Below are 20234 nucleotides of genomic sequence, written 5' to 3'. Positions count from 1 at the left end.
CAGCTGCACAGTCACTCGGCCGCCCACTCTGCCACGCTGTGGGGCCTCAGTGCGGTACGGCAGCCAGGTGGGCGATCGCGCTTCGCAGTGGCTGGCTCGCTCCCGCCGGTTGGTTCGCCAGGTAATACGCCCTGAATTCCCGCGGGCTCATGCCGTAGCGCTGACGGAACGCGGTACTCAGCACGCTGTTGGAGGAGAAGCCGCACCGTTGGGCGAGGTCGCCGATGACGAGGTGAACGGGGCTGCGCAGGCGTTCGTGGACAAGCGCGAGTCGTTCATCCCGGATCAGTTCCCGGGGCGTCGTACCGGCCTGCTGTAGCGCCAGTTGAACCTGCCGCAGCGACCAGCCCAGGGCATGTGCCATCGTGGCGCCGGTCAGGCCTGGATCGGTGGCGTGCTCGCGCACGTAGCGTCTGGCCATCGCTTCGACCCCGACCAGGCCGCCCTCGGTGACCGGTCGGTCGTCGCCGACGGCGAGCATGCCCAGCAGATCGACCAGCCGATCGCAGACCGCATCGAAGTCTGCTGCCGACAAGTGCGCCCGCTGAGCGAACAGCTCGGCCAGCATGCCCGCCAGGACCCGGCCCAGGCCCCGGTTGATGTCGAGAATCTGTGGCGCCGACCGGCGGCGCAGGCGGTTGTCCATCTCCGCCCCGGGAATCGTCAGCAGCGCGATGTCGGCGTGGTCGAGCTTCGCTTCGAACAGCGAGTTCGACGACGCCAGGAACGCCGCGCCCGGGCCGACGCGCAGCTCCTGACCATCTTGGCGCACCAGCATTTCACCGCGGATCGTCCACATCAGCGTGCGGCTGTCGTGCGGATCCGCGGAGGCCATCGCGGCGGTGCGATGTCCCTGTGCACAGTCGGCCGACGCCCGGCCGAGCGTGTAGGCGACCGTGCCGATGCGAAGCACCCGGCCCCGGAAGGTGCCCGGGGAACAGGCCGGATCCACCCGGTAGCGGGTGGCCGCGCTGACGACGCTCATCCAGTACTCGACGCGTTCCGGTGGCCGGACGTCGTCCGTCGTCCACGAGTCGATCGAATAGGGCGAAACCGGGGGCGCGGTTGACATGGGGCCTCACCTTGGTCGGGCACGAAGAGCCTGGGGCGGTCACTTCTGACGGCGTGAGCTGCATCCTCTGAAGGATTCTTTCGAAGAATCCTCAGTTCCCCAAGACCCCACAACCCCCGCCGCCGCATCCTTACCGGGCCTTAAGCCCCGGCGCCGGGACCGCTGAACACGGCGGCACCGCCGCGGCCGAAGAGGATCCTCCGACCACGACGGTGCCGTCGCGGAACGTGTTCAGATGGTCAGCAGATGCTGAAGACGTTGTGGCCCCAGACCTTCCACGAGACCACGCACTTCGTCTTCTGCTTGGGTTTGTCGTTGCGATGCGGAGAGCGGGTGTCGCCGCCGAGCATCTCGTAGAGGAAGTACAGGCCGACGCCTCGTCTGGTGGCCGTTCGGTCGGCCTTGAACTCGCCCTTGACCTTGCCGAGCTGCCCTCCCGCGGTGACGCCACCCTTCTTCCAGATCTCGCCGGCCCGGTAGACGGTCCAGCTGCCCCGGGCGACGACGTACCACTTCACGTAGTACCACCCGCCACCATCGGTCTTCCCCTTCGCGATCGCCGAGCCGAGGACGGCGCAGGTGTTGGCCGGGGTGCCCCGGATGAACCGGCAGATCGCGTAGCCGGCACCGGCGACCTTCACCAGCGTGTAGTCCTCACCACCGAGGAGCCCGCCCTTCTTCGGCCGCTTCCGTTGCTCCTTCTTCTTGGGCTTCTTGGCGGCCTTCTTGGCCTTCTTCTTCTTGAGCTTGGCCGCCTTCTCGCGGGCCTTCTTGGCCGCGGCCTTCTTCGCGGCCCGCTTGGCCGCCGCGATCTTCTCCTTCTTCTTCTTGGCGAGGTACCGCTGGTAGTCGCAGCCGTCGCAGTAGTGGCTGGCCTTCTTCGTGGCCTTCTTCTTCTTTTTCTTGGGGGCGTGGTTGTAGCCGCCGCAGCCGTCGCAGTAATGGCCGCCCGGCAGCACGCGCCACTGACCGTCGGGGTCGCTGGCCGTGATCGGGGTGTTGTCGGCGTAGGCGTAGCCGTTGAGCTGTTGCGGGTTGTCGAAGTCGGCGACCGGGTCGGTCGAGATGAAGCGTCCGCGGGCGGAGTCGTATTCGCGGGCGCCGAGGTGGGTGAGTCCGGTCGGGTCATCGACGCCGTCGACGTAGCCGTGTTCGTCGGGCCAGGTCGTAGGTCTTGTACCGCGGTCCACACCGAAGGGCGTGAAGCGGCGCTGCTCCTGGCTGAGGTCGGCGGCGTTGACAGACAGCGTGTTGGTGCCGTGGTGATCGGCGACGGTGAAGGTGAGACCCGACCCGTTCCGTACGGCGCTGGTGCTGCCGAGGTCGTAGTAGCGGGTGACTGTCACCGTGCCGGTGGGGCTGAGCTGGAGTTCGGAGTTGTCGAGGTAGAGGGTGCTGCCGTCGGTGTCGCGGGCGATGAGCCGCTCACCGTCGGCGTCGTACAGATAGCTGGTGACCTTGCCGTTCTCGGTCAGGGTGGCCAGATTGCCTTCGGCGTCCCAGGTGAGGGTCTGTGCCTTCCCGGCGACGGTGCGAGCGGTGGTGTTGCCGACGGCATCGTAGGTAAAGCTGTCGGTCCGGGTACCGGTGGTGACGCCGCTCAGTGCGTGCGGCCTGGTTCCTCCGGCGGCTGGGTAGGTGTAGTTGGAGGTGGTGGCGGTGCCGGTGACCGGGTCGTGGTTGGTCTCGCTGAGCCGGTTGCCGGTCTTGTCATAGCTCCAGCCTTGCCAGTACGGCGCAGCTCCGGCCAGCGCGCTTGCGCTGGGTTGGGTGCTGCAGTCGGCAGCAGGGGTCCATGCCTCCGTGAGCCGACGCAGGTAGTCGTAGCTGAAGCACTGGACATCACTCACACCGTCTTGTGGTGTGTCGGCGATCTTGGTGATGTTGCCGGTCGGATCGTAGGTGTACTTCACGTCCGCCAGGTGTTCGGGGGCCGTGGAGCGGTCTACCAGGACGCGGTCCAGGCTCCGGGTCGCGTCGTCGTAGAACGCGGTGTGGACGAGCTGCCTGCCGGCCGTGGCGGACAGCGTCGACTGGGAGACTTCGTCGTACGGCGTGTAGGTCGCCGCGGTGAGCATCGTCCCGAGACCACTGTTCGCGGTCTGCAACCTGCCGGCCGTGTCGTAGCCGTACCGCAGCGTCTCAGCCGCCAGCCCACCCGCTGCCGGGTAGGACACCAGCGACGGCAGCCCGGTGGTGGTGTAGCCGGTGTTGGTCTTGTACGACCCGGCCAACGCGCCCTCGGATGCGGGAATCGTGACTGTGTTGGTCAACGGCCGGTACCGGATGTCGTAGGCGTCGACCGACTTCGTGTAGGCGTTGCCGTTGACGTAGCGGGTCGAGGTCGCGAGCTGGCCCTTGACGGTTGTGCCCGAGGTGAGCGTGTCGTAGGTCCACTGCGCGCGTTTGGTACCGGACGTGGACCCGTCGTACATACCGGTACGGCGGCCCAGGGCGTCGTACGTGTAGGCGAGCGTGGCTCCGCGCGCGTCGGTGCTGGTGAGCACCTGACCGGCGTTGTCGTAGGTGAACTTGCTCGTCCCGGTGTCGGGGTCGTCCCGTTGAGTGACGCGGCCGCGCAGGTCGTACGCGGTGTTCCAGGTGTTGCCGGCCGGGTCGGTCGTCGCGACCACGTCGCCACGGTCGTTGTAGGTGTAGGTGGTCGCGTCGTAGGAACCGGTCGGTGAGCCGCCGGTGTACTGGCGCAGCTCGACCACCGCGTCGTCGGCATCGGTGATGGAGGTGGTGGCCGTGTCCCCGTCCGGCGGGTCCACGCTGACGCGGTCGCCGCCGTACGTCGTGGTGGTGCGCCACTTCTCGAACGCGTGCGAGCGGAAGATCTCCACGGTTTCGCGTTCGGCTCCGTCGTAGATGCTCACGTCCTGCCCGGGTACGGCGCTGTCGCTCACCCCGGTCAGCAGCGTCGTACCGGGGGCGCCGCTGTTCCAGTACATGCCGTTCGACTTCACCTCCAGACCGCGTGAGTCGTAGAACTTGTCGGTCACGACCCGGCCGCCGTCGGCCGCGGGGTCTTGGGTCTGCCGCTCGCGCAGCTGGCCGTCGTACAGGTCGTAGCTGGCCTCGTAGCTGCCGTCGTCGCGGACCTCCTCGGTGGTGATCACCGACGGCGCGTCTTGGCGGATCAGGTAGGTGTACTTGGTGTTCGGGGTCTTCCCGCCCGACTTGGAGCGGTCCGGCTGCCAGACCGCGGTGACTCGGCCCAGCGGGTCCCGGGTCGTGTCGGTACGGCGTCCGTTCTGGTCGACCTCGGCGGTCGACTCACCGAAGGCGGGCTCGACGGTCGTCGTGGTCACGAACCCGGCCGGGTTGGTCACCGTGATGGTGGTGACGGCCGCGCCACTGGCCGGGGCATAGACGGCCGACGACTTGCGGTCCAGCTGGTCGTAGGTCTCGATCGGCCGGCCGTAGGAGTCGTAGACCGTGCGTCCCTCCTGGGTGTAGACGGGGGTGGTGCCCGAGTAGGAGGCGAGCTCCTTGGTGAGGGTCTCGTCGCCCTTGGTCGGCGCTGCCCCCACAGTGGTGGAGCCGTCGTAGTAGGTCAGGTCCTCCGACACCGCGTCGTCCGGGTACGACGGTGTCGCGGTGCAGGGAACGGACACGACCTGTTCGCGGGCCTCGAAATCGATCAGCCACAACGAGGTGTTCCGGGCATAGCTGGTGCGGGTGCATTGCTCGTCGCCGGTCTTGGCGGTGTCGCCGAGGTCGTTCTCCTCGACCTCGAGTCCGTAGGAGTCGTAGGTGGTGCGGGTCTCGGAGTTGCGGAAGCCGCCGGTCGACAGAGCCTCGCGGGACCGCTCGGCGGCCTCGTTGACCATGTAGGCCTTGAGAGTGCCGTTGCGGGTGACCTGGGTGGCGGTGGGGGAGGAGACGATCGGGTCGGTGATCGCGCCCTCCAGCACGGTACCGCCCGCCTCGGTGTAGGTGAGGGACTCGCGTTCGAACCCGGCCAGCGCGGGCTGGTCGACGATCGTGCCGCCGAGGGAGTCGGTGACGGTCACCGAGCGGGTGCCGCCGTTGGGGAGCTTGTCGCCGTCCATGCCACGCAGGTACAGGCTCTCCTCCTGCGAGCGGGTCTCGCCGGGGTTGCCGTGCAGCTGCCGGACCTTGCCGTAGCCGCGCCACTGTCCCCACGTGCGGTACTTCGCCGGGGTCAGCTCGTTGTCGTCGTAGTGCCAGGCGCCGCCGCCGACGTACTCGTAGTCGGTGCGCTCGATCCCGGCCACACCGGCCTGGTCATCCTCCAGCACCGTGACCGGCACGTACTTGTGGAACCAGTCCTGCGTCAGCGTGTCCGACGCTTCGGCCTGCCAGTACTGCGGGAAACACCGCTTGGTGTTCTGGTCAGGAGTCGGCAACGAACCCGCCGTACAGTCCGGCGCCGAGTAGTTCACGTGCAGATGCCCGCCGGCTTCGTCGTACACGTCGGTCAACCGCCACTTGTACATCGGCGGGATGCCCTCCGCGGCGTCCACGCGGTTGGCCAGCTGGACGCCTTGGAACGAGACCGAAGGAAGCGACGCGGTCCCGCCGACCTTGCCGGTCGCGGTGATCGACGCCAGCCACAACGCCGGCGACGTACCGTCTCCCGGGTCACGGAATGCGTAGCCCAACGACCAGGTCGTGGCATCCCGGTACGTCGTCCCGGACACCCACAGCTGGGTCGTCACCGACGTGAGCCGCTTGCGTGTCCAGAACGTCGGCGAATACAGCCCTGTGCACTTCGCTCCCACCGAACAGTTCTGGTCGTACGGCACGTCCGGCCAGTTCGCAGCAGTGGCCGCCGTGATGTCGCCAGTGCCACAGGTCGCACCCGCCGCGCAGCGCTCGTCCACCGCGAACGACACCCGCATCGGAGCCGGCGCCGAGTACATCGACGTGGACCGCTGACCGTAGTCGACCCGCTTCAGGTAGCCGCCGCGCACGTACTGGGTGCCGGCGGTCGCGGTGAGGTTCCGGCCGTAGTAGTTCGTCTCGCTGCCGTAGAAGTACGACATGGCATTGCCGTTGGGGTCGACCACGTAGTCCAGGTTCCAGCGCCAGCCCTGCGTGCAGTACGACGTCGCGAACGATGCCCCATGACATGGCTCGCTCGTGTCGTTGCCGAACACCGGCGCTGTCCAGACCGAACCGGTTTCCTCGTTGCCGGCCGCCCAGCCCGGCAGCCGGTTCAGCCCGAAGTAGTACTGCGTGCCGTCGCGTGACGTCAGCCGCCAGTGCTCGCCGTCGTTGTCGCCGTTCACCGCACCGGTCAACCGCTCCAGCCGTGAACCGTCGTCATCCCGCAGCTTCCAGGTACCGGTGGCGTCGTCATGGACCAGTTCGGAGGCGGTCCCGCCCAACACCAGGTAGGCGTTGTCGGTCTCCCAGCAGAGATCCTGCGGCTTCGGCGTCGTCTTCACCTCATCGGAGCATGACGTGTACCGGCGCTCGACGAATCCCTCGTCCAGGCCCCAGCCCTCACCGACCCACGACGACTGGTTGTTCGTCGACGCGACCCGGCCGTCGATGTCACCCGACGAATAGCCCAGATCCAGATCGGGCTCCGGGCCGCCGAGCCCGTCCGGGCTGTCCATCGGGTAGCCCCAGGTGAACGCACCCGACGAGCCGCCCGCGTTCCACGAGGCCGACGCCGACAACGCGGTCGGTTTGAAGCTCCCCGCGCTGCCCGACGGCGCCGACGACAACGCCAGCACCGTGTCCTGACTCGAGGCGGCGATCTCGGTCGCGATCCGGTTGTCGCCGGTCGCTTTGGACTTGAGCACCTGCCCGTCCGAACACCCGGCCTTGTCCGGTGTGGTCAGCGCACAGGCCGGCAGCCGCATGAGGCGCAGCCGGCTAGCCCAGTCACCGCCGTACGCCGAACGGAACGCCGAGTAGTCCACCTCGACCTTCACCTGGCCACTGCTCTTTGCCTGCGCGTCGGTGCTGTTGACCGTGAACAGCATCCCCGAAGCGCCCACCTTGGCGGCGGCCTCACGGTCGTGGACCTGGACGCGCACCTGCTCAACGCGCGTCGACGCAGCGCCCTGGACCTGGGTCGCGCCCACCCGGACCGGCAACCGGCCGGCCTGCGTCATGGTGCCGTCGCCAGGGAGCGACACCTCCGCCGTACCGGGTTCTGGTCGACTCACTTGTGGAGGTTGGCGCAGCACGGACGCGGCTTTCGGATCGGCCAGACGCGACTTGGGGGCGTAGTCGTGTCCAGGCACCGAGAACTCGGTCTGCGCCTTCGGCCGCCACGCGTCCGACGTACTGACATCGGCCTGCGCGGGCTGCACGGCGACCAGGCTGCCGGCAGCTAACGCGACGGCCGTGACTATTCCGGTGAACGGCACCAGCATGGCGCCACTCCTTTCCTGGGGCGGGTGGGTCATAGCTGGGACGGCAGGTACAGGTCGGAGATCTGCTGATCCGTGAGCACACCGGAATACATCTGTACGTCGTCGATCGCGCCGGTGAAGAAGTCACGCAGACCGGCTGCTGACGTCCAGCCCGCTCCGAAACGTGAGGCCCCGGCCGCGTGCCATGCGCTGCGGTGATACGTCTCGGCCACGAACTGACCGCCTACGTACAGCCGCAGCGTCTGGTCCTTCGCGTCGTACACCGCCGCGACGTGCGTCCACGCACCGGCCACCGGCTCGTCGAACGGGCCGACCGCCGTGTGCACCTCTGCAGACGCGGAGTCCGCGACTGGCATCGCCACCGACCAGCGGTAGCCGCCGTACAGGTCGTCCCAGGCGTATCCGAGGCGGAAACCGCTCACCTGCGATCCGTCCTGACTGATCACTACTTCGCTCTTGCCGACCGCGGACGGCTTCACCCAGGCGGCCACTGTGAAGCTGCCGTCGGTGCGGACTGCCGGCCCGGACGCCGTCAGCACACCGGTGGTGCCGTTCAGTTGCACCGCGTTGCCGGTCTTGCCGGCCACGCGTGACACGCCGCTGGCCGACCAGCTCGCCGGATGCGCCCCGTTGGCGTCACCGGCCGTCGTACCGGAGGCCTCGTCCATCAGCCACTGACCGTCGCGCCGGGCCACCTGCTGGATCTCGCCCGGCAGCAACACCCGGTTGTGCACCTGCAGTTGGTCCAGGTCACCCGGCCAGTACTCCCCGTACGTGCCGTTCACCTTCGACCGCCCGATCTGGAACGAGCCGGTCGCGTTCCAGGGCGTTGTGTACGCCGTGGTGGCCTCGAGAACGCCGTTGACGTAGAGCCGGATCTGGGTGTTCGGAGCGTCGTACACACCGGTCAGGTGCACCCACCTGCCGTCCGCCGCGGGCACCGTGGTGGAGATGGCCTTGACGGACGTCGGAGAGGCGACGTCCGCCGAGGTTCGGCTGAAGATCCACCGCTGGGAGGAGCTCGAGTAGGACAGAGTGAAGGCGCCGGCCTGGCTTCCGACCTGGCTGGCCACCACGGCGTTGTGCGAGGTGTCGGTCAGTCGCACCCAACTGGACACGGAGAACGAGTTCAGCGTGTTGACCACAGCTGCGGTCGTCGCCGCGTAACCCGTTGTGCCGTTCAGGGTCAGGGCACCGCCTTGCCGGCCGTCGCCCCAGGATGTACCGCCACCCAGAGTGGCGTTGTGCTTGACCGGAGCGGAGTCGACGGCCACGGTGCCGTCACCGGTCTCGTCCAGTGGCCAGTCCGCGACCGGTCCCGGCGCCTGGGCCGCGTAGAACACCGCGGTCACCACCGCGGATCGGTTGCCTCCGGCATCGACTGAGCGGACGTGCACCCAGTTGACGTAGCGATCCGGCAGGACCGCGATCGATGCCTCGCCTCCCGGCTGTGCTGGTGTCGCGGTCTGGTTCAGGGCGGTCGAGGTTCCGTTCAGGGTGTACTCGTACCTGACCACGTCGGACTCGCCGTTCGCTCCGAAGGTGACCGGTAGGCTTGTCCCCATCACTGCGTTGCCGGTTCCGTTGTCCGGGAACCCCGACGACACCGCAGTCGGTGCCTCAGGCGCCGCGTCGTCCACGGCGAACTCACACCATGGACTCCACTCGCTGACGTCGATGCCGTCCTCAGCGCGCACTCGCCATTTGCCGACCACACCGTTGCCGAAGGCACCTGATGGGACGGAGGTCGCCACGAGCGTCGGCGTCGCACCCGCGACGACCGGTGAGACGTACTGCCCGGCAGGCGCCGTACCGTCGGCCGTCCACCATTCGAAGTGCGCCTGGACCGAGTTGTCCACGTCGTGGAGAGTCGCTCGAAGCGTCGGCGTCACCGTGGAGACAACCAGCCGATCGGAGCCCGTCACACACGACGCCGAGCCTTCGGTGGTGAGGTTCGCCGGGCTGTCGGGAATCGTGTTGTAGTCGATGGTGACGCTCGGGTTGTTGGCGAACTTCCGCCACGAGTACGAGTCGTTCTTGCTCTCCGCCGTCGTCGACGCCCGAAGTCCCTGCGTGACGTTGGACCAGCCGTTGGCCGCGGCGTTCGTGATCTGGCTGGTCACGTTGAACTCCACCCCGCCGGCCGGGCAACTCGACGACGAGAAGCCCTTCGCGAAGCTCTTCTTCTCCATCTGGTACGCCCAGGTCGGCTGGTTCTTCCAGGTCGTCGCCGACGAGATCGGATTGGTCGCCCACACCTGCACCTCGCGCACCGTGCAGGACCACGACCAGTTCGAGAAGGTCTGCAGCGTGGCCTTGAGGATGTGCTTGTACTTCACGCCGCTGGTGTCGAACTGGAAGAACGAGCGCGTGCGCTTCTGGTCCGTGCCGTCGTACCCCACGCGAGCGACCTTCTCCGAGGTCCCGAGGTTCGCGCCGTTGAAGAACGAGGTGTTCGGGTAGTTGCTCCACACCTGGGTCCAGGCCTGTTTGACGCCCGACCACGACGGGTCGATGTAGACCGGGTACCGGGTGGTCTTGGCGGTCAGCATCGCCCGATCCGGCACGAGTGACAGCTGGTCCCCGACGATCCGGGCGCCGACCGCCGTCACCCGGCCCCCGGGCTGTACGGCGGACCCGCGGCCCGACGAATCCCACATGTACGGCGCTGGTCCACTGAACACGACCTCGCCCGCCGCATCCGTCGCGGTCAGACCTGCCGCCGTGGAATGAACCGCCAATCCCTTGGTGGTCAGGCGATACGGCAGCGACCCGAGCGCCGGATTCGCCGCGGCCGCCGCGTTCTTGACCACCAGGATCTGCGACAGACCGACAGTCGACGCGGTCAGCACGAGGTCAACCCCCGGAAAGACCTCCCGGTACGTCGCCGTGTCGCCGGCCAACACCGGCTGCGGCAGCGTGCCCGGCCAACCAACAGCCAGCTCACGCCCACCCTCGCGAAGCCGCACCAGCGGCGTCTCGCCGCCCCCGGAGAACGCCACATCAACCGGCCCCGCGGCGGGCGCCACCGTCCCGTGCGCCCCGGCCCGCAACGTCATATCCACCGGCACCCACCCGGACGGCCGTCGTACCCGAACCGGCAACGCCGACTCGTGCCGGGTGAACGAACCGTCCGGATTGGCCACCACCTGCCCGGTCTCGGTGGTCAGCGTGGCGACCTCCACCTGACGCCCCGTCTTGGCGGCAACACCGCGCGCCCCGACCTCATCCAGCACCGTCGCCGCGGAAGCATCCGGCACCGATGCGGTGCCGACCAGCAAACCTCCAACGAGCGCAAGCGCACAGCCCATCGCCCAACCGACATCCGGCCCACGAGACCTACCTGTTCCAACCACACGACTGCGACGCGACAGAACGAACTTGCCCGGCATGACGGCCTCCCGGCGACGAAGGAAATCTGAGTCCCCGTGCCAAGGAACACGCTCCGGCACCGCCGCGTCCACGAAGCGCTCCCCGATCCTGCGCATACCCGCAACATGCCTGCGCATGTGATGTCCAGAACCGGACGGTTGACGCATTCAGGACAACCTGACGAGCGCTCAATCAGGCAGGTGGGTGGTCCGGGGCCGTCTGGGGTCCCAGACCACCGGGTGGTGCTAGGCGAGCGTGTAGCGGATCAGGTCGTTGCGGAGGAGGGTGCCAGAGACCTTCACGACGCGCAGGGTGTGGTCGGTGTTGCTGAGGCCAGATCGGGTGAAGACGCTTTGCAGCGTGCCGCGGGAGGCGCTTTGCAGGTTGACCCGCTGGATGAGGACGTTGTCGACGTACACGTCGGCTTCGCCTTGGTCGGGAGCTACGGCGGTGAGCCAGGTCACGCTCGTGCCTTTGAAGCCGAACTCGAGGGAGGCGCCGTTCGCGGTTGCCGCGTGGATGTCGTTGCGGTAGTCGCTCCTGAAGGTGAAGGCCAGGTTGCTGTAGCCGGTGGGTTGGGCAGCGAGGTAGCTCTTCTTGATCGTGACCACCGCGCCGGATGTGGTGTAGTCGGTGCCGTTGATCAGCGTCGTTCCGCCGCGCTGGATGGAGGTCAGGTCGCTCGCCGGTCGGCCGAGCTGTATGACGACGTCCGCCTGAGCGGATGTCTTCTTGTCGAAGACCGCGGTGTCCGGCGTGAGAAGACTGGGCTGCCGTACGTCGAGTCGGTCGACCAGCATGAACTGGCCGGACTTCTTCACCCCGCGGATGGTGTGCGTGCCGTTCGTCAGCCCGGAGATGCTGTAGACGACCTGCTGGGCACCACGGCCGCTGGCCTGGCTGGCGTTGACGGTCTGTTTGAAGGCGCCATCGATGTAGATGTCGACGTCGCCCTGTGACGCATGCGTTTCGGTCACGTAGTCGACGCCCGTCCCGACAAAGGTGGAGCCGAACGCGTCGCCGTTCGTTTCGGCGTACTGGACGTCGTCGCGGTAGTCGCCGAAGCCGCGGCCGGTGCTGTTGCCCCACGACCCGGTGTAGGTGATTTGTGCGTCGTTGTTGTTGAGCGAGACGGTGCGCACACCGCCCGGCGTACGGACGTTGAACTTGTCGAGCAGCATGAACTGGCCTGTCTTCTTCACGCCTCGGATCGTGTGGATTCCGTTGGTGAGGCCGGAGATGCCGTAGACGACCTGTTGCGCGCCGCGCCCGCTGGCTTGGTAGGTGCTGACGGTCTGCTTGAAGACGCCGTCGATGGAGATGTCCACGTCGCCTTGTGACGCGTGCTTCTCGGTCACGTAGTCGACGCCGGTCCCGGTGAAGCTGTACGAGAACGCGTCGCCGTTCGCTTCGGCGTACTGGACGTCGTCCTGGTAGTCGCCGAGTCCGCGGCTGCAACTACGGTTCCACGTGCCGGTGTAGTTGATCGCCGGGTTGTCGTTGTTCACCTCGGTGGTACGGACGCCGGCCGCGGGCGCCGTACCGCCGGCTGTGGTGTCTACGGTCGTGACGGCGAGCGAGTCCGTGATCGTGGTGACCTCCCGACCACCGTTGCGCTGCCAGGTTCCGGCGTACCCGACCCGCTGGTCGTCGTCGTTCACGCTGATCGTCGAGCCTGTCTGCGGTGTCACCTTCAGCAGCCGTACGCCGTGCGCAGGTACCGCCGTGGCTGTGAATCCTGACGCGAAGCTGCCGAGATCCTGCTTGGCCCACAGGTCACGCACCTGCGCTCCACCGGCCAGACCGAGGTCGGACCAGTTCGCGGTGACCGTGGACTGTGAACTGCCGAGGTTGAACAGGGCAACGGTGTAGCTGCTGTCCGCGTTCAGCGAGTACCAGACCTGCTGGTCGGTCGCGGTCGACACCGGCTGTGCCGGGCGGCCGGCTTGGTTGACCGCGAGCACCTCGGTGTTCGTCAGCAGGCTCAGACCGAACTGGTCGAGCTGCGTGAGGTCGTTGCCGACGTAGAACGGCGCGGCCGACACTGCCCACAGCGTCGCCGCCGTACGTCGTTCGTCCTGGGTCAGGCCATCCATCGCGCCATTGCCGACGTCCAGTGAGTCGAGGTCGTTCCAGCCGCCGGGACCGCCGTGCCGCCACCACTCGGCGAGCTTCGGGAACAGCCTGCTGATGTTCGGCCAGGCGGTAAGGGCCTGGCCGGGGCAGTAGCACTCGACGTCCCAGTCGATCCGCCAGCCGTTCGCGTACTGCTTCCAGTAGTCGGCATAGTTGATGTCGAGTGCCCAGGACAGTTCGAGCCAGATCCCGTGCGGGGTCAACGCCTGCGACCAGCCGGCCACCTCGGCGCGCGCGTCGAGCGAGAGATCGTTGTGCCCTGATCCCGGCGTGACGCTGTCGAACTTGAGGAAGTCGATACCCCATTCGGCGTACAGGTCTGCGATCGAGTTGAGGTAGGCCTGCGCGCAGGGTTTGGCCATGTCGATGCGGTGCCCGAAGCCCCAATAGTCAGCCTGCTGCAGTGGCTGGAGTGCGAGGTCACCAGTCCGGCACTCCGGATGCCCGAAGACGGGCAGGTTGGCCTGTTCGAGGGCGGGTGAGATGCCGGGGATGCTATAGATTCCGACCTTCTGGCCGTTGGCGTGGATGTAGTCGATGACTTCCTGGAACCCGTTCGGAAACAGCGCCGCGTTGGGCTTCGGGCGGCCGTAGGCATCCACACCGTCGTTCCAGCCGGCGTCGATGTTGATGTACTTGTACCCGTACGGCTGCAGCTTCTGGTGCATCGCATCCGACTGTGCCTTGAGCTGTGCGGCGTTGATCCAGCTCCCGCCGGTGGGGGAGTAGACCTGCATGCTGTAACTGCTCCAACCCATGTACGGCGTTCGCGCGGCCTCACCCGCGGGGCCCGTCAGGGGCTGCACAACCGCGGCCGCCGCCCTCTCTGTCGGCGCAGCGACCGACGTCGACGACAGTCCTAACGGGATGAGCGCGGCAACGATCAGCGTCGACACAGACACGCGAAGGCGTCTGCGTCCAGGGGAGATGGCCATGGCAGGTGACCTTTCTGTCGGTCCGGACCGGCCGGACATCGCCGGACGTTAATTCACGGCGTTCAGAAAGTCTGCACTCCACCGCGCAGCCTGGCTATGCCTCACCGGCAACTCGTCCAGCGCTTCGTTGTCGGGGTCAGCCTGCGTCGGGGGATTGGTGGGCCGGGGCGAGGATCCACTGGGGGTTGTCGGTGGGGCCGGGCTCGTAGGTGCACAGGAGTCCCGTGTGGACAGCGGTCCGGAGGTGATGGGCGAGGGGCTCGTCGGTGGTGGCGATGCGATCGATGGCGGCCGTGATGGCTTTCTTCACGGCAATCCGGGCGGGTGTAGTCGCCCAGCTGGGCGTACCGGGCCACGATCTGCGGATCGTCGATGGCGACCGGCGTACTGATCGCATTCGCACTCGGCATGATGTCCTCCTCCTGAAGGGTTCGAACTGACACCCACCAGGCGTGAGGAAGCACGGAACATTGTGACGACCCGGCTCACACCGGCGCCGCTCCGTCGGCGGGCTGCTTGAGAAGAAGCAGGGCGGCGGCGGGGAAGATCAGGACCGACAATAGTCCAGCGCAGGTCAATGCGGCGGCGGTGACTGCGGACATCAGTCCGGTGGCTACACCGATCTGGGTGGCCGTCACGATGAACGGCAGGGAAGTTGCCTGCAGCAACGCGACGGCCGCGGTGGCGCGCGGACCGACGGTCCGGATCGACAGGTACGCCGGTACGCCGCGCGCCACCAGGAGCGCGACAAGGAAGAGCGGAACCCGCAGGAGCGCCGTTGGATCGTCAAGCAGGCCGCGGAGGTCCAGGCGCAATCCGCTGGTCACGAAGAACACCGGTATCAGGAAGCCGTAGCCGAGGGCGGCGAGCTTGACCCGGAACTGCGGGTGCGAGCTGGAGTCGCGGTCGACCAGTCCGACGACGGCGCCGGCCAGGAACGCACCGAGAATGGTCTCGAGACCGAACTGCTCGGCGAGGGCGACGAAGGCGACCAGGAGGACCACAGCTGCCCGGACCCGGATCTCTGCGGTGGTGTCCTGGAGCCGGACGAGCGCTGCTCCGATCCGCTGCGACCGGCCGGCGGTCGAGACGACGAAGCCTGCGACCGCGACCAGGATCGCGAACAGCGCGACCATGACAAGCCGTTCGCCGGCGCCGCCGCCCTCGGTTGAGAACAACAGGGAGAGGACGAGCACAGCGGCGAAGTCGGCGATCGATGCTGCCGCGATCGTCGACTGGCCGACCTGCCCGTCGACCTGACCGGCGTCCTTGAGTACTGGAACCACCAGGCCGAGGGACGTCGCAGACAAGGTGACCGCCAGCAGATACGGGCTGTGGACCCAGCCCGCCGCGGAGAATCCGGCGCCGGCGAGACCACCTAGCGCTAGCGTGATCAGGTAACCGAGCAGGGCGGTTCGCAGCACCCGTCCACGGAGCTGGTGGACGTCGATCTCGAGACCGGCCAGGAACAGCAGGAACCCGAGGCCGAGCAGCGCGACGATCTGGACGGGGACGTCGACGTCGACGAGGCCGAGCGCATGTGGTCCGACTGCGATGCCGACGACGATTTCGAGGACCACGGCCGGAATCCGCAGCGCCGGTACGAGTCCGAGAAGTAATGGTGCCAGCAGGGCGACCAGGGCGACAGCGAAAAGATTGGTGAAATGAACATCCGGCATGATTGCGCCTCTCGAGGCGGAGGGTGCTACTGGTCGCGAGGGAAGTTGCGGAACGCGTCGAGCAGCCGGTCGCGGGTCTGATCGGACAGGCTGCCGGCCGGGAGTTGCCCGATCTCGCCGATCGTGCGGCGGATCTGTTCGAGATAGATCTCGCAGCCGTCGCAGAGTGCGAGATGCTCGACGAACCGTTGTTCGGTCTCGTCGTCCAAGCTTCCTTCGAGGAAGGAGGTGATGAGCTCGACCAGTTCGGCGCAGGTCACAAGGGACCTCCCGCCGTCGCCTCGTAGTACCGCTCAAGGTGGTTACGGACGGTCGCCCGCGCGCGGTGCAGGAGGACGCGTTGGTTGGCCGACGAGATCTCCAGCAGACTGCAGACCTCGTCGGCGCTCTGTCCGTCGATGTCCCGCAGGGTCAGTACGGCCTGCTGCCGGACTGGCAGCAGATCGAGGGCTGCGGCCACGACACTCCGTACCTCCCGCGCGAGCACCTCGCTCTCGGTGGTCGGCCAGGCCTGGGGGAACACCAGCCATCCACCGGCGTACCGGTCGTCCCGGCCGCGGAAGCGACCCTTGTCGACGGTCGGTGCGTCTTCGACAGACAGGCTCGTCAACGGCACCGTGCGTTGCTCACGGTCGCCTCGCTTGCGGGCGGTACGGACCAGAATTCGGTAGACCCAGGTCTTCAGCGACGACCGGCCCTCGAATCGGCCGACGCCTTGGAAGACAGCCAGCCACGTGTCCTGGACGACCTCCTCGGCGCTGGCGTTCGTCGACACGAAAGTCCGCGCGAGCCGCAGCATCGAGGAGGACCAGCCGTCCAGCAGACGCGCGAACACCTCCTCGTCGCCGGCTCTCAGGCCGGCGACCAGGACATCGTCCGGAGGCAATGCCACGATCACAGCTCGAAGGTAACGGACCAGACTCCCGCCGTACCGCGTTCCTGTCATTACTCCTGCCTTACCTCTGGCGCGGTCAGCGGTACTCCGGGTTCGCGAAGTCGAAGCGGCAGCCCGCATCCCACTCGGAGCGCTGGTTCCCGTACGCCGGGATCCCGCCCGCGTCCTTGAGCATCCGGGCCAGGTGCAGGAGGTTCCAGGTCATGAAGGTGGTGTTGCGATTGGTGAAGTCGTTCTCCGGTCCACCGGATCCTTCGTCGAGGTACGACGGTCCCGGCCCGGCCTCGCCGATCCAGCCGGCGTCGGCCTGGGGCGGGACGGTGTAGCCCAGGTGCTGGAGGCTGTACAGGATGTTCATCGCGCAGTGTTTGACGCCGTCCTCGTTGCCAGTGATCAGGCAACCGCCGACGCGGCCGTAGTACGCGTACTGCCCGGCGGAGTTGAGGATCGAGGAGTTGCCGTAGAGCCGCTCGATCACCTGCTTGGTGACCGAACTGTTGTCGCCGAGCCAGATCGGCCCGGCGATCACCAGAATGTCGGCGGCCATCACCTGCTCCTGGATGGCCGGCCAGTCGTCGACGGTCCAGCCGTGCTCGGTCATGTCGGGCCAGACGCCGGTGGCGATGTCGTGGTCGATCGCGCGGACCACCTCGACCTGGACGCCGTGCTTCTCCATGATCTTCCGGCTCACGTCGACGAGACCCTCGGTGTTGCTGGGTTCGGGTGACCGCTTCAGGGTGCAGTTGACGAACAGCGCTCGCAGGTCGTCGTACCGGGTTGCGGGCATGGCGCTTTCTCCTTGCTCTTCGAGGTCGTCACGGCGAGCGACCCGTAGCCCGGTCGCGCCGCAACTGCGGGCGTACTCGGCCCAGCCGGGATATGTCTTTGAAGGGTCAGTGCCGGCAACCGAGCCAGGCGTTACAAGGAGACCGGCAGGTCAGAACCGACTAGAGCGCGCTAAGTGGCAACGTCGCCGCCCTGGAGGCGCCCGACGTGCTGGTCGACGACATCCGCGCTCTTCGTCAGCAGTACGACCGGCAGCCGCGGTCGACGCCGTACGCGCGTCTGGTCTTGTCCACCAATGACACAGGGGAGAGCTGTCGTCCGGAATGCCAGGCGTTGAGGAAGGTTTGCGGCGGGACGGCTCCCCGCCGGATCCACCAGTGCCCGGCAGGCGTCGGCCAACTGATTCCGAAATGCAGATGCGGCGGCGTCACCTGGGCACTCCCGGTCTTCCCGGTCAGGCCCAGTTTCTGCCCGGCCTTCACCACGAGGCCCGGCTTGATGCCGGCTCCGATGGCCGACAAGTGCGATCCGTAGTACCGCACGCCGTCGACGCCAACGACGGAGACCGACAACCCGCCACGATCAGGCCCGACGTTCGTCTTCTTGTTCCAGGTGTCCACCCGGGTCACCTCATCGACCCGCCCATTCACCGGCGAGACGAACTCACAACCCTTGTCCGCGAAGATGTCCGACGCCGGATAGTCATGATGACTCTGCGAGGCATCCGACCGGCAACCACCAACCGGAAACACGTATCTGGTGGCGACCGGTGGCGGTGTAGTCACGGACCTCGAAGGCCGCTTCGGCGTCGGTGGCTGGTCAGGCGGTGTAGCGACTGTCTTGGTACGCGCGCTAGGCGCGGGCGTCGTACCGGATGGCTTGCTTGACTCGGACCGGTCGAAAGCGCCAGTAGCGGTGAGGACGATCACGCCGCTGCCCGCGACGACCAGCGCCGCGGACAGGAACGCCACCCAGCCGGACCGCCTCACTGGAACCAAAAGTCGTTGACCACGGCACCTGAGTAGACCGTCTCGCAGGGGATGCCGTTCTGGTCGGCATCCATCCGCGCCAGTGCAGGCATCATCGTGGTGCCTTTGACTGACGGAGCCACGGTCATGGTCCTCACCGTAACCGGTACGCCGGTCGCCTGCGGCATCGACGCCGTCTCGCGGGTGAGATTTTGCCGGCCCATGAAGGCGACCAGCCAGGCGATCAGTACGACGACGACCACCCAGACCGCCCGATTCCCGCCGGGGCTCATCACAAACTCCCACAGCTAAGTCATCAACCGCCGAGACAGGCGAGAGCGACCGACGAGAGCATGGTGGCGACGAGCTTCGCGGGCATGGCATCCCGCGTGAGCCGGTATCCAGGAATGTGGACGGGTACCGACGGACAGGCAGATGTCGCTGGAGGGAGTGAACGCGTGAAGGAGTTCTATCGGCGTTATCTTCAACGCTGCAACGACCATCGTTTCGGCGAGCTCGGTGAATTCGTGGCCGAGCGGGTCGAGATCAACGGGGTGCCGAGTGATCTCGGCGGCTATGGCGCTGGTCTGCAGAGCGTCATCGACAGCTATCCGGACTTCCATTGGCATTTGCAGCAGGTGCTGGTGGAGGGCGAGTGGATGAGTGCGCGCCTGGTCGATACCTACACCGCGGGTGATGGACCGCGAGCCCTGCAGGAGTTCGCGTTCTACCGCGTGAGTGGCGGTCGGATCGTTCAGGTCTGGGGTGACCTGGATCGCGACCGGCTAGAGGTGGCCGGGCCTGGCTAGTGAGGTGGTGGCGGGGGCAAGCCGAGACGGAGTGGAGGTGACAGGTTCTTTGTGTGTGGGAGCATGGGCTCGGTACGAGCCCTTCCGCCCCTGGGAGCTTGGTCATGATTCGTCGTCTGCTTGTCTCGGTGCTGACCGTGGTCGCGGTCACTGGGAGTCTTACCGCGGCACCGGCCGCGGCCGCTTACACGTTCGGCAACCTCAGCTTCAATCTGTGTGGCAACAAGTGCAACGACGGCCGACTCGTGGTGGCCGATGAGGTGGTTGATTCAATCATCAACCGCAACCCACGCACGGCCACGCTGCAAGAGGTCTGCGCCGGCCAGGCCAACCGGATCCGCAACCAGTTGGCCGACCGCGACTACCAGGTCGTGCATGTGCCGACTGCCCACAAGTGCGACGACGGTACTGACTACGGCATCGCGCTGGTGACCCGCGGGACGCGTGACTGGTACAAGGTCTGGACGTTGCCGAACCCGCACGACAACGAGCCGCGCAAGATGGTCTGCGCGATGTTGTCACCGCAGAAGTTCATCGCCTGCTCGACCCATATCGACTTCCACGGTGACGGAACGCGCGGAGCCCAGGTCGACGAGGTCGCGAGCATCCTCGCCGACTACGCGGCCGCCGGACACCCGGCCTTCGTGGGTGGCGACTTCAATCTGACTCCGACCGACGACGCGCTCGACGTGATGTACCGACCGGCCTACGGCGGCGGCGCCACCGGCACCCACACCGAGGCGAACGGGTGCTGTACCCGCGGCGGCCCCGCGACCGGCGACGGTGGCAACAAGATCGACTACGTCTTCATGAAGGCCTCCGCCTTCACCGCGAACTCCTCGGACGTGGTCTCGACTCCCAACTCCGACCACAAGAAGCTCTGGGCCAACCTGACGCTGAACTAGCGCCGTCCCCAACGGGCAGTGTGACTCCACCACGGTGTGACTGGAGGTCTTCGGAGCTGCCCGAAAGACGTAGATGCCGTCATGGACCGCGGTTAGGGTCAGGAGATGAGTAGCGAGCGCCCGGCGAACCGCGCACGGCTGTATCTGGCGCTGAGCCTTCTCACCGCCGTGCTGGGCCTGGTCTCTTTGGCCATCGCAATCAGCGACCCTCACTGGGTCAACTGGGCTCGCGTCGTCGTGTCCGCCTGTGTGGCTGCCAGCTTGTTCCTGACCTATCGGCAACGACGCTAGAAACGCCCTACGCCCGCGATCGGC

The 20234-nt window shown here is 66.9% G+C and carries 14 protein-coding genes; 3 read left to right on the top strand and 11 right to left on the bottom strand.

Going from position 1 to position 20234, the window contains the following annotated elements:
• Positions 1 to 46 precede the first annotated feature (46 nt).
• The 11 genes from ACIA49_RS35395 to ACIA49_RS35345 form a co-directional block, all read right to left on the bottom strand.
• Positions 47 to 1072, bottom strand: coding sequence for an AraC family transcriptional regulator (locus ACIA49_RS35395; RefSeq protein WP_396382544.1), 1026 nt, complete (start codon positions 1070 to 1072; stop codon positions 47 to 49).
• A gap of 239 nt (positions 1073 to 1311) precedes the next feature.
• Positions 1312 to 7434, bottom strand: coding sequence for an RHS repeat-associated core domain-containing protein (locus ACIA49_RS35390; RefSeq protein WP_396382543.1), 6123 nt, complete (start codon positions 7432 to 7434; stop codon positions 1312 to 1314).
• A gap of 29 nt (positions 7435 to 7463) precedes the next feature.
• Positions 7464 to 10745: a LamG-like jellyroll fold domain-containing protein gene (locus tag ACIA49_RS35385; protein WP_396382542.1), complete on the bottom strand. Its 3282-nt coding sequence runs from the start codon at positions 10743 to 10745 to the stop codon at positions 7464 to 7466.
• Between the two features lie 306 nt (positions 10746 to 11051).
• Complete coding sequence (locus ACIA49_RS35380; protein ID WP_396382541.1) at positions 11052 to 13844, bottom strand: X2-like carbohydrate binding domain-containing protein; 2793 nt, start codon at positions 13842 to 13844, stop codon at positions 11052 to 11054.
• A 169-nt stretch (positions 13845 to 14013) separates the two neighbouring features.
• Positions 14014 to 14187 (bottom strand): hypothetical protein, encoded by a 174-nt coding sequence (locus ACIA49_RS35375; protein WP_396382539.1) that lies wholly within the window; start codon positions 14185 to 14187, stop codon positions 14014 to 14016.
• A 175-nt stretch (positions 14188 to 14362) separates the two neighbouring features.
• Positions 14363 to 15556 carry a cation:proton antiporter gene (locus tag ACIA49_RS35370; protein WP_396382538.1) on the bottom strand — a complete coding sequence of 398 codons (1194 nt, stop codon included), beginning with the start codon at positions 15554 to 15556 and terminating at the stop codon, positions 14363 to 14365.
• A 26-nt stretch (positions 15557 to 15582) separates the two neighbouring features.
• On the bottom strand, positions 15583 to 15816 hold the full coding sequence (locus tag ACIA49_RS35365; RefSeq protein ID WP_396382536.1) for an anti-sigma factor family protein: 234 nt from the start codon (positions 15814 to 15816) through the stop codon (positions 15583 to 15585).
• Positions 15813 to 16502, bottom strand: coding sequence for an RNA polymerase sigma factor (locus ACIA49_RS35360; RefSeq protein ID WP_396382535.1), 690 nt, complete (start codon positions 16500 to 16502; stop codon positions 15813 to 15815). The genes ACIA49_RS35365 and ACIA49_RS35360 overlap by 4 nt, the downstream gene beginning before the upstream one ends.
• Positions 16503 to 16527: 25 nt before the next feature.
• Entirely contained in the window at positions 16528 to 17238 is a 711-nt protein-coding gene (locus ACIA49_RS35355) for a flavodoxin family protein (protein ID WP_396382534.1), read from the bottom strand.
• A 235-nt stretch (positions 17239 to 17473) separates the two neighbouring features.
• Positions 17474 to 18022, bottom strand: coding sequence for a M23 family metallopeptidase (locus ACIA49_RS35350; protein ID WP_396382532.1), 549 nt, complete (start codon positions 18020 to 18022; stop codon positions 17474 to 17476).
• A gap of 200 nt (positions 18023 to 18222) precedes the next feature.
• A complete protein-coding gene (locus ACIA49_RS35345; protein ID WP_396382531.1) occupies positions 18223 to 18498 on the bottom strand; it encodes a hypothetical protein in 276 nt (91 codons plus the stop codon).
• A 165-nt stretch (positions 18499 to 18663) separates the two neighbouring features.
• On the opposite strand from ACIA49_RS35345, the gene ACIA49_RS35340 reads away from it, so the two are divergent.
• The 3 genes from ACIA49_RS35340 (at position 18664) to ACIA49_RS35330 (ending at position 20210) form a co-directional block, all read left to right on the top strand.
• Complete coding sequence (locus tag ACIA49_RS35340; RefSeq protein WP_396382530.1) at positions 18664 to 19014, top strand: ester cyclase; 351 nt, start codon at positions 18664 to 18666, stop codon at positions 19012 to 19014.
• Between the two features lie 104 nt (positions 19015 to 19118).
• Complete coding sequence (locus tag ACIA49_RS35335; protein WP_396382528.1) at positions 19119 to 19919, top strand: endonuclease/exonuclease/phosphatase family protein; 801 nt, start codon at positions 19119 to 19121, stop codon at positions 19917 to 19919.
• Positions 19920 to 20024: 105 nt separating this feature from the next.
• The gene (locus tag ACIA49_RS35330) at positions 20025 to 20210 is read left to right on the top strand and encodes a hypothetical protein (RefSeq protein ID WP_396382526.1); all 186 of its coding nucleotides are present in this window, start codon (positions 20025 to 20027) and stop codon (positions 20208 to 20210) included.
• The last annotated feature ends 24 nt before the right edge of the window (positions 20211 to 20234 follow it).

Source organism: Kribbella sp. NPDC051587 (assembly GCF_044453945.1).
Classification (GTDB): domain Bacteria; phylum Actinomycetota; class Actinomycetes; order Propionibacteriales; family Kribbellaceae; genus Kribbella.
The sequence above is the reverse complement of the archived record's forward strand: the minus strand, read 5'-3'. Positions and strand labels throughout refer to the sequence as shown.

Bases quoted from the DNA above. Each gene is read 5' to 3' on its own strand.
- ACIA49_RS35345 (WP_396382531.1), bottom strand. From the start codon at position 18,498: ATGAGCCCCGGCGGGAATCGGGCGGTCTGGGTGGTCGTCGTCGTACTG.
- ACIA49_RS35395 (WP_396382544.1), bottom strand. From the start codon at position 1,072: ATGTCAACCGCGCCCCCGGTTTCGCCCTATTCGATCGACTCGTGGACG.
- ACIA49_RS35355 (WP_396382534.1), bottom strand. From the start codon at position 17,238: ATGCCCGCAACCCGGTACGACGACCTGCGAGCGCTGTTCGTCAACTGC.
- ACIA49_RS35385 (WP_396382542.1), bottom strand. From the start codon at position 10,745: ATGGGCTGTGCGCTTGCGCTCGTTGGAGGTTTGCTGGTCGGCACCGCA.
- ACIA49_RS35370 (WP_396382538.1), bottom strand. From the start codon at position 15,556: ATGCCGGATGTTCATTTCACCAATCTTTTCGCTGTCGCCCTGGTCGCC.
- ACIA49_RS35360 (WP_396382535.1), bottom strand. From the start codon at position 16,502: ATGACAGGAACGCGGTACGGCGGGAGTCTGGTCCGTTACCTTCGAGCT.
- ACIA49_RS35390 (WP_396382543.1), bottom strand. From the start codon at position 7,434: ATGCTGGTGCCGTTCACCGGAATAGTCACGGCCGTCGCGTTAGCTGCC.
- ACIA49_RS35330 (WP_396382526.1), top strand. From the start codon at position 20,025: ATGAGTAGCGAGCGCCCGGCGAACCGCGCACGGCTGTATCTGGCGCTG.
- ACIA49_RS35335 (WP_396382528.1), top strand. From the start codon at position 19,119: ATGATTCGTCGTCTGCTTGTCTCGGTGCTGACCGTGGTCGCGGTCACT.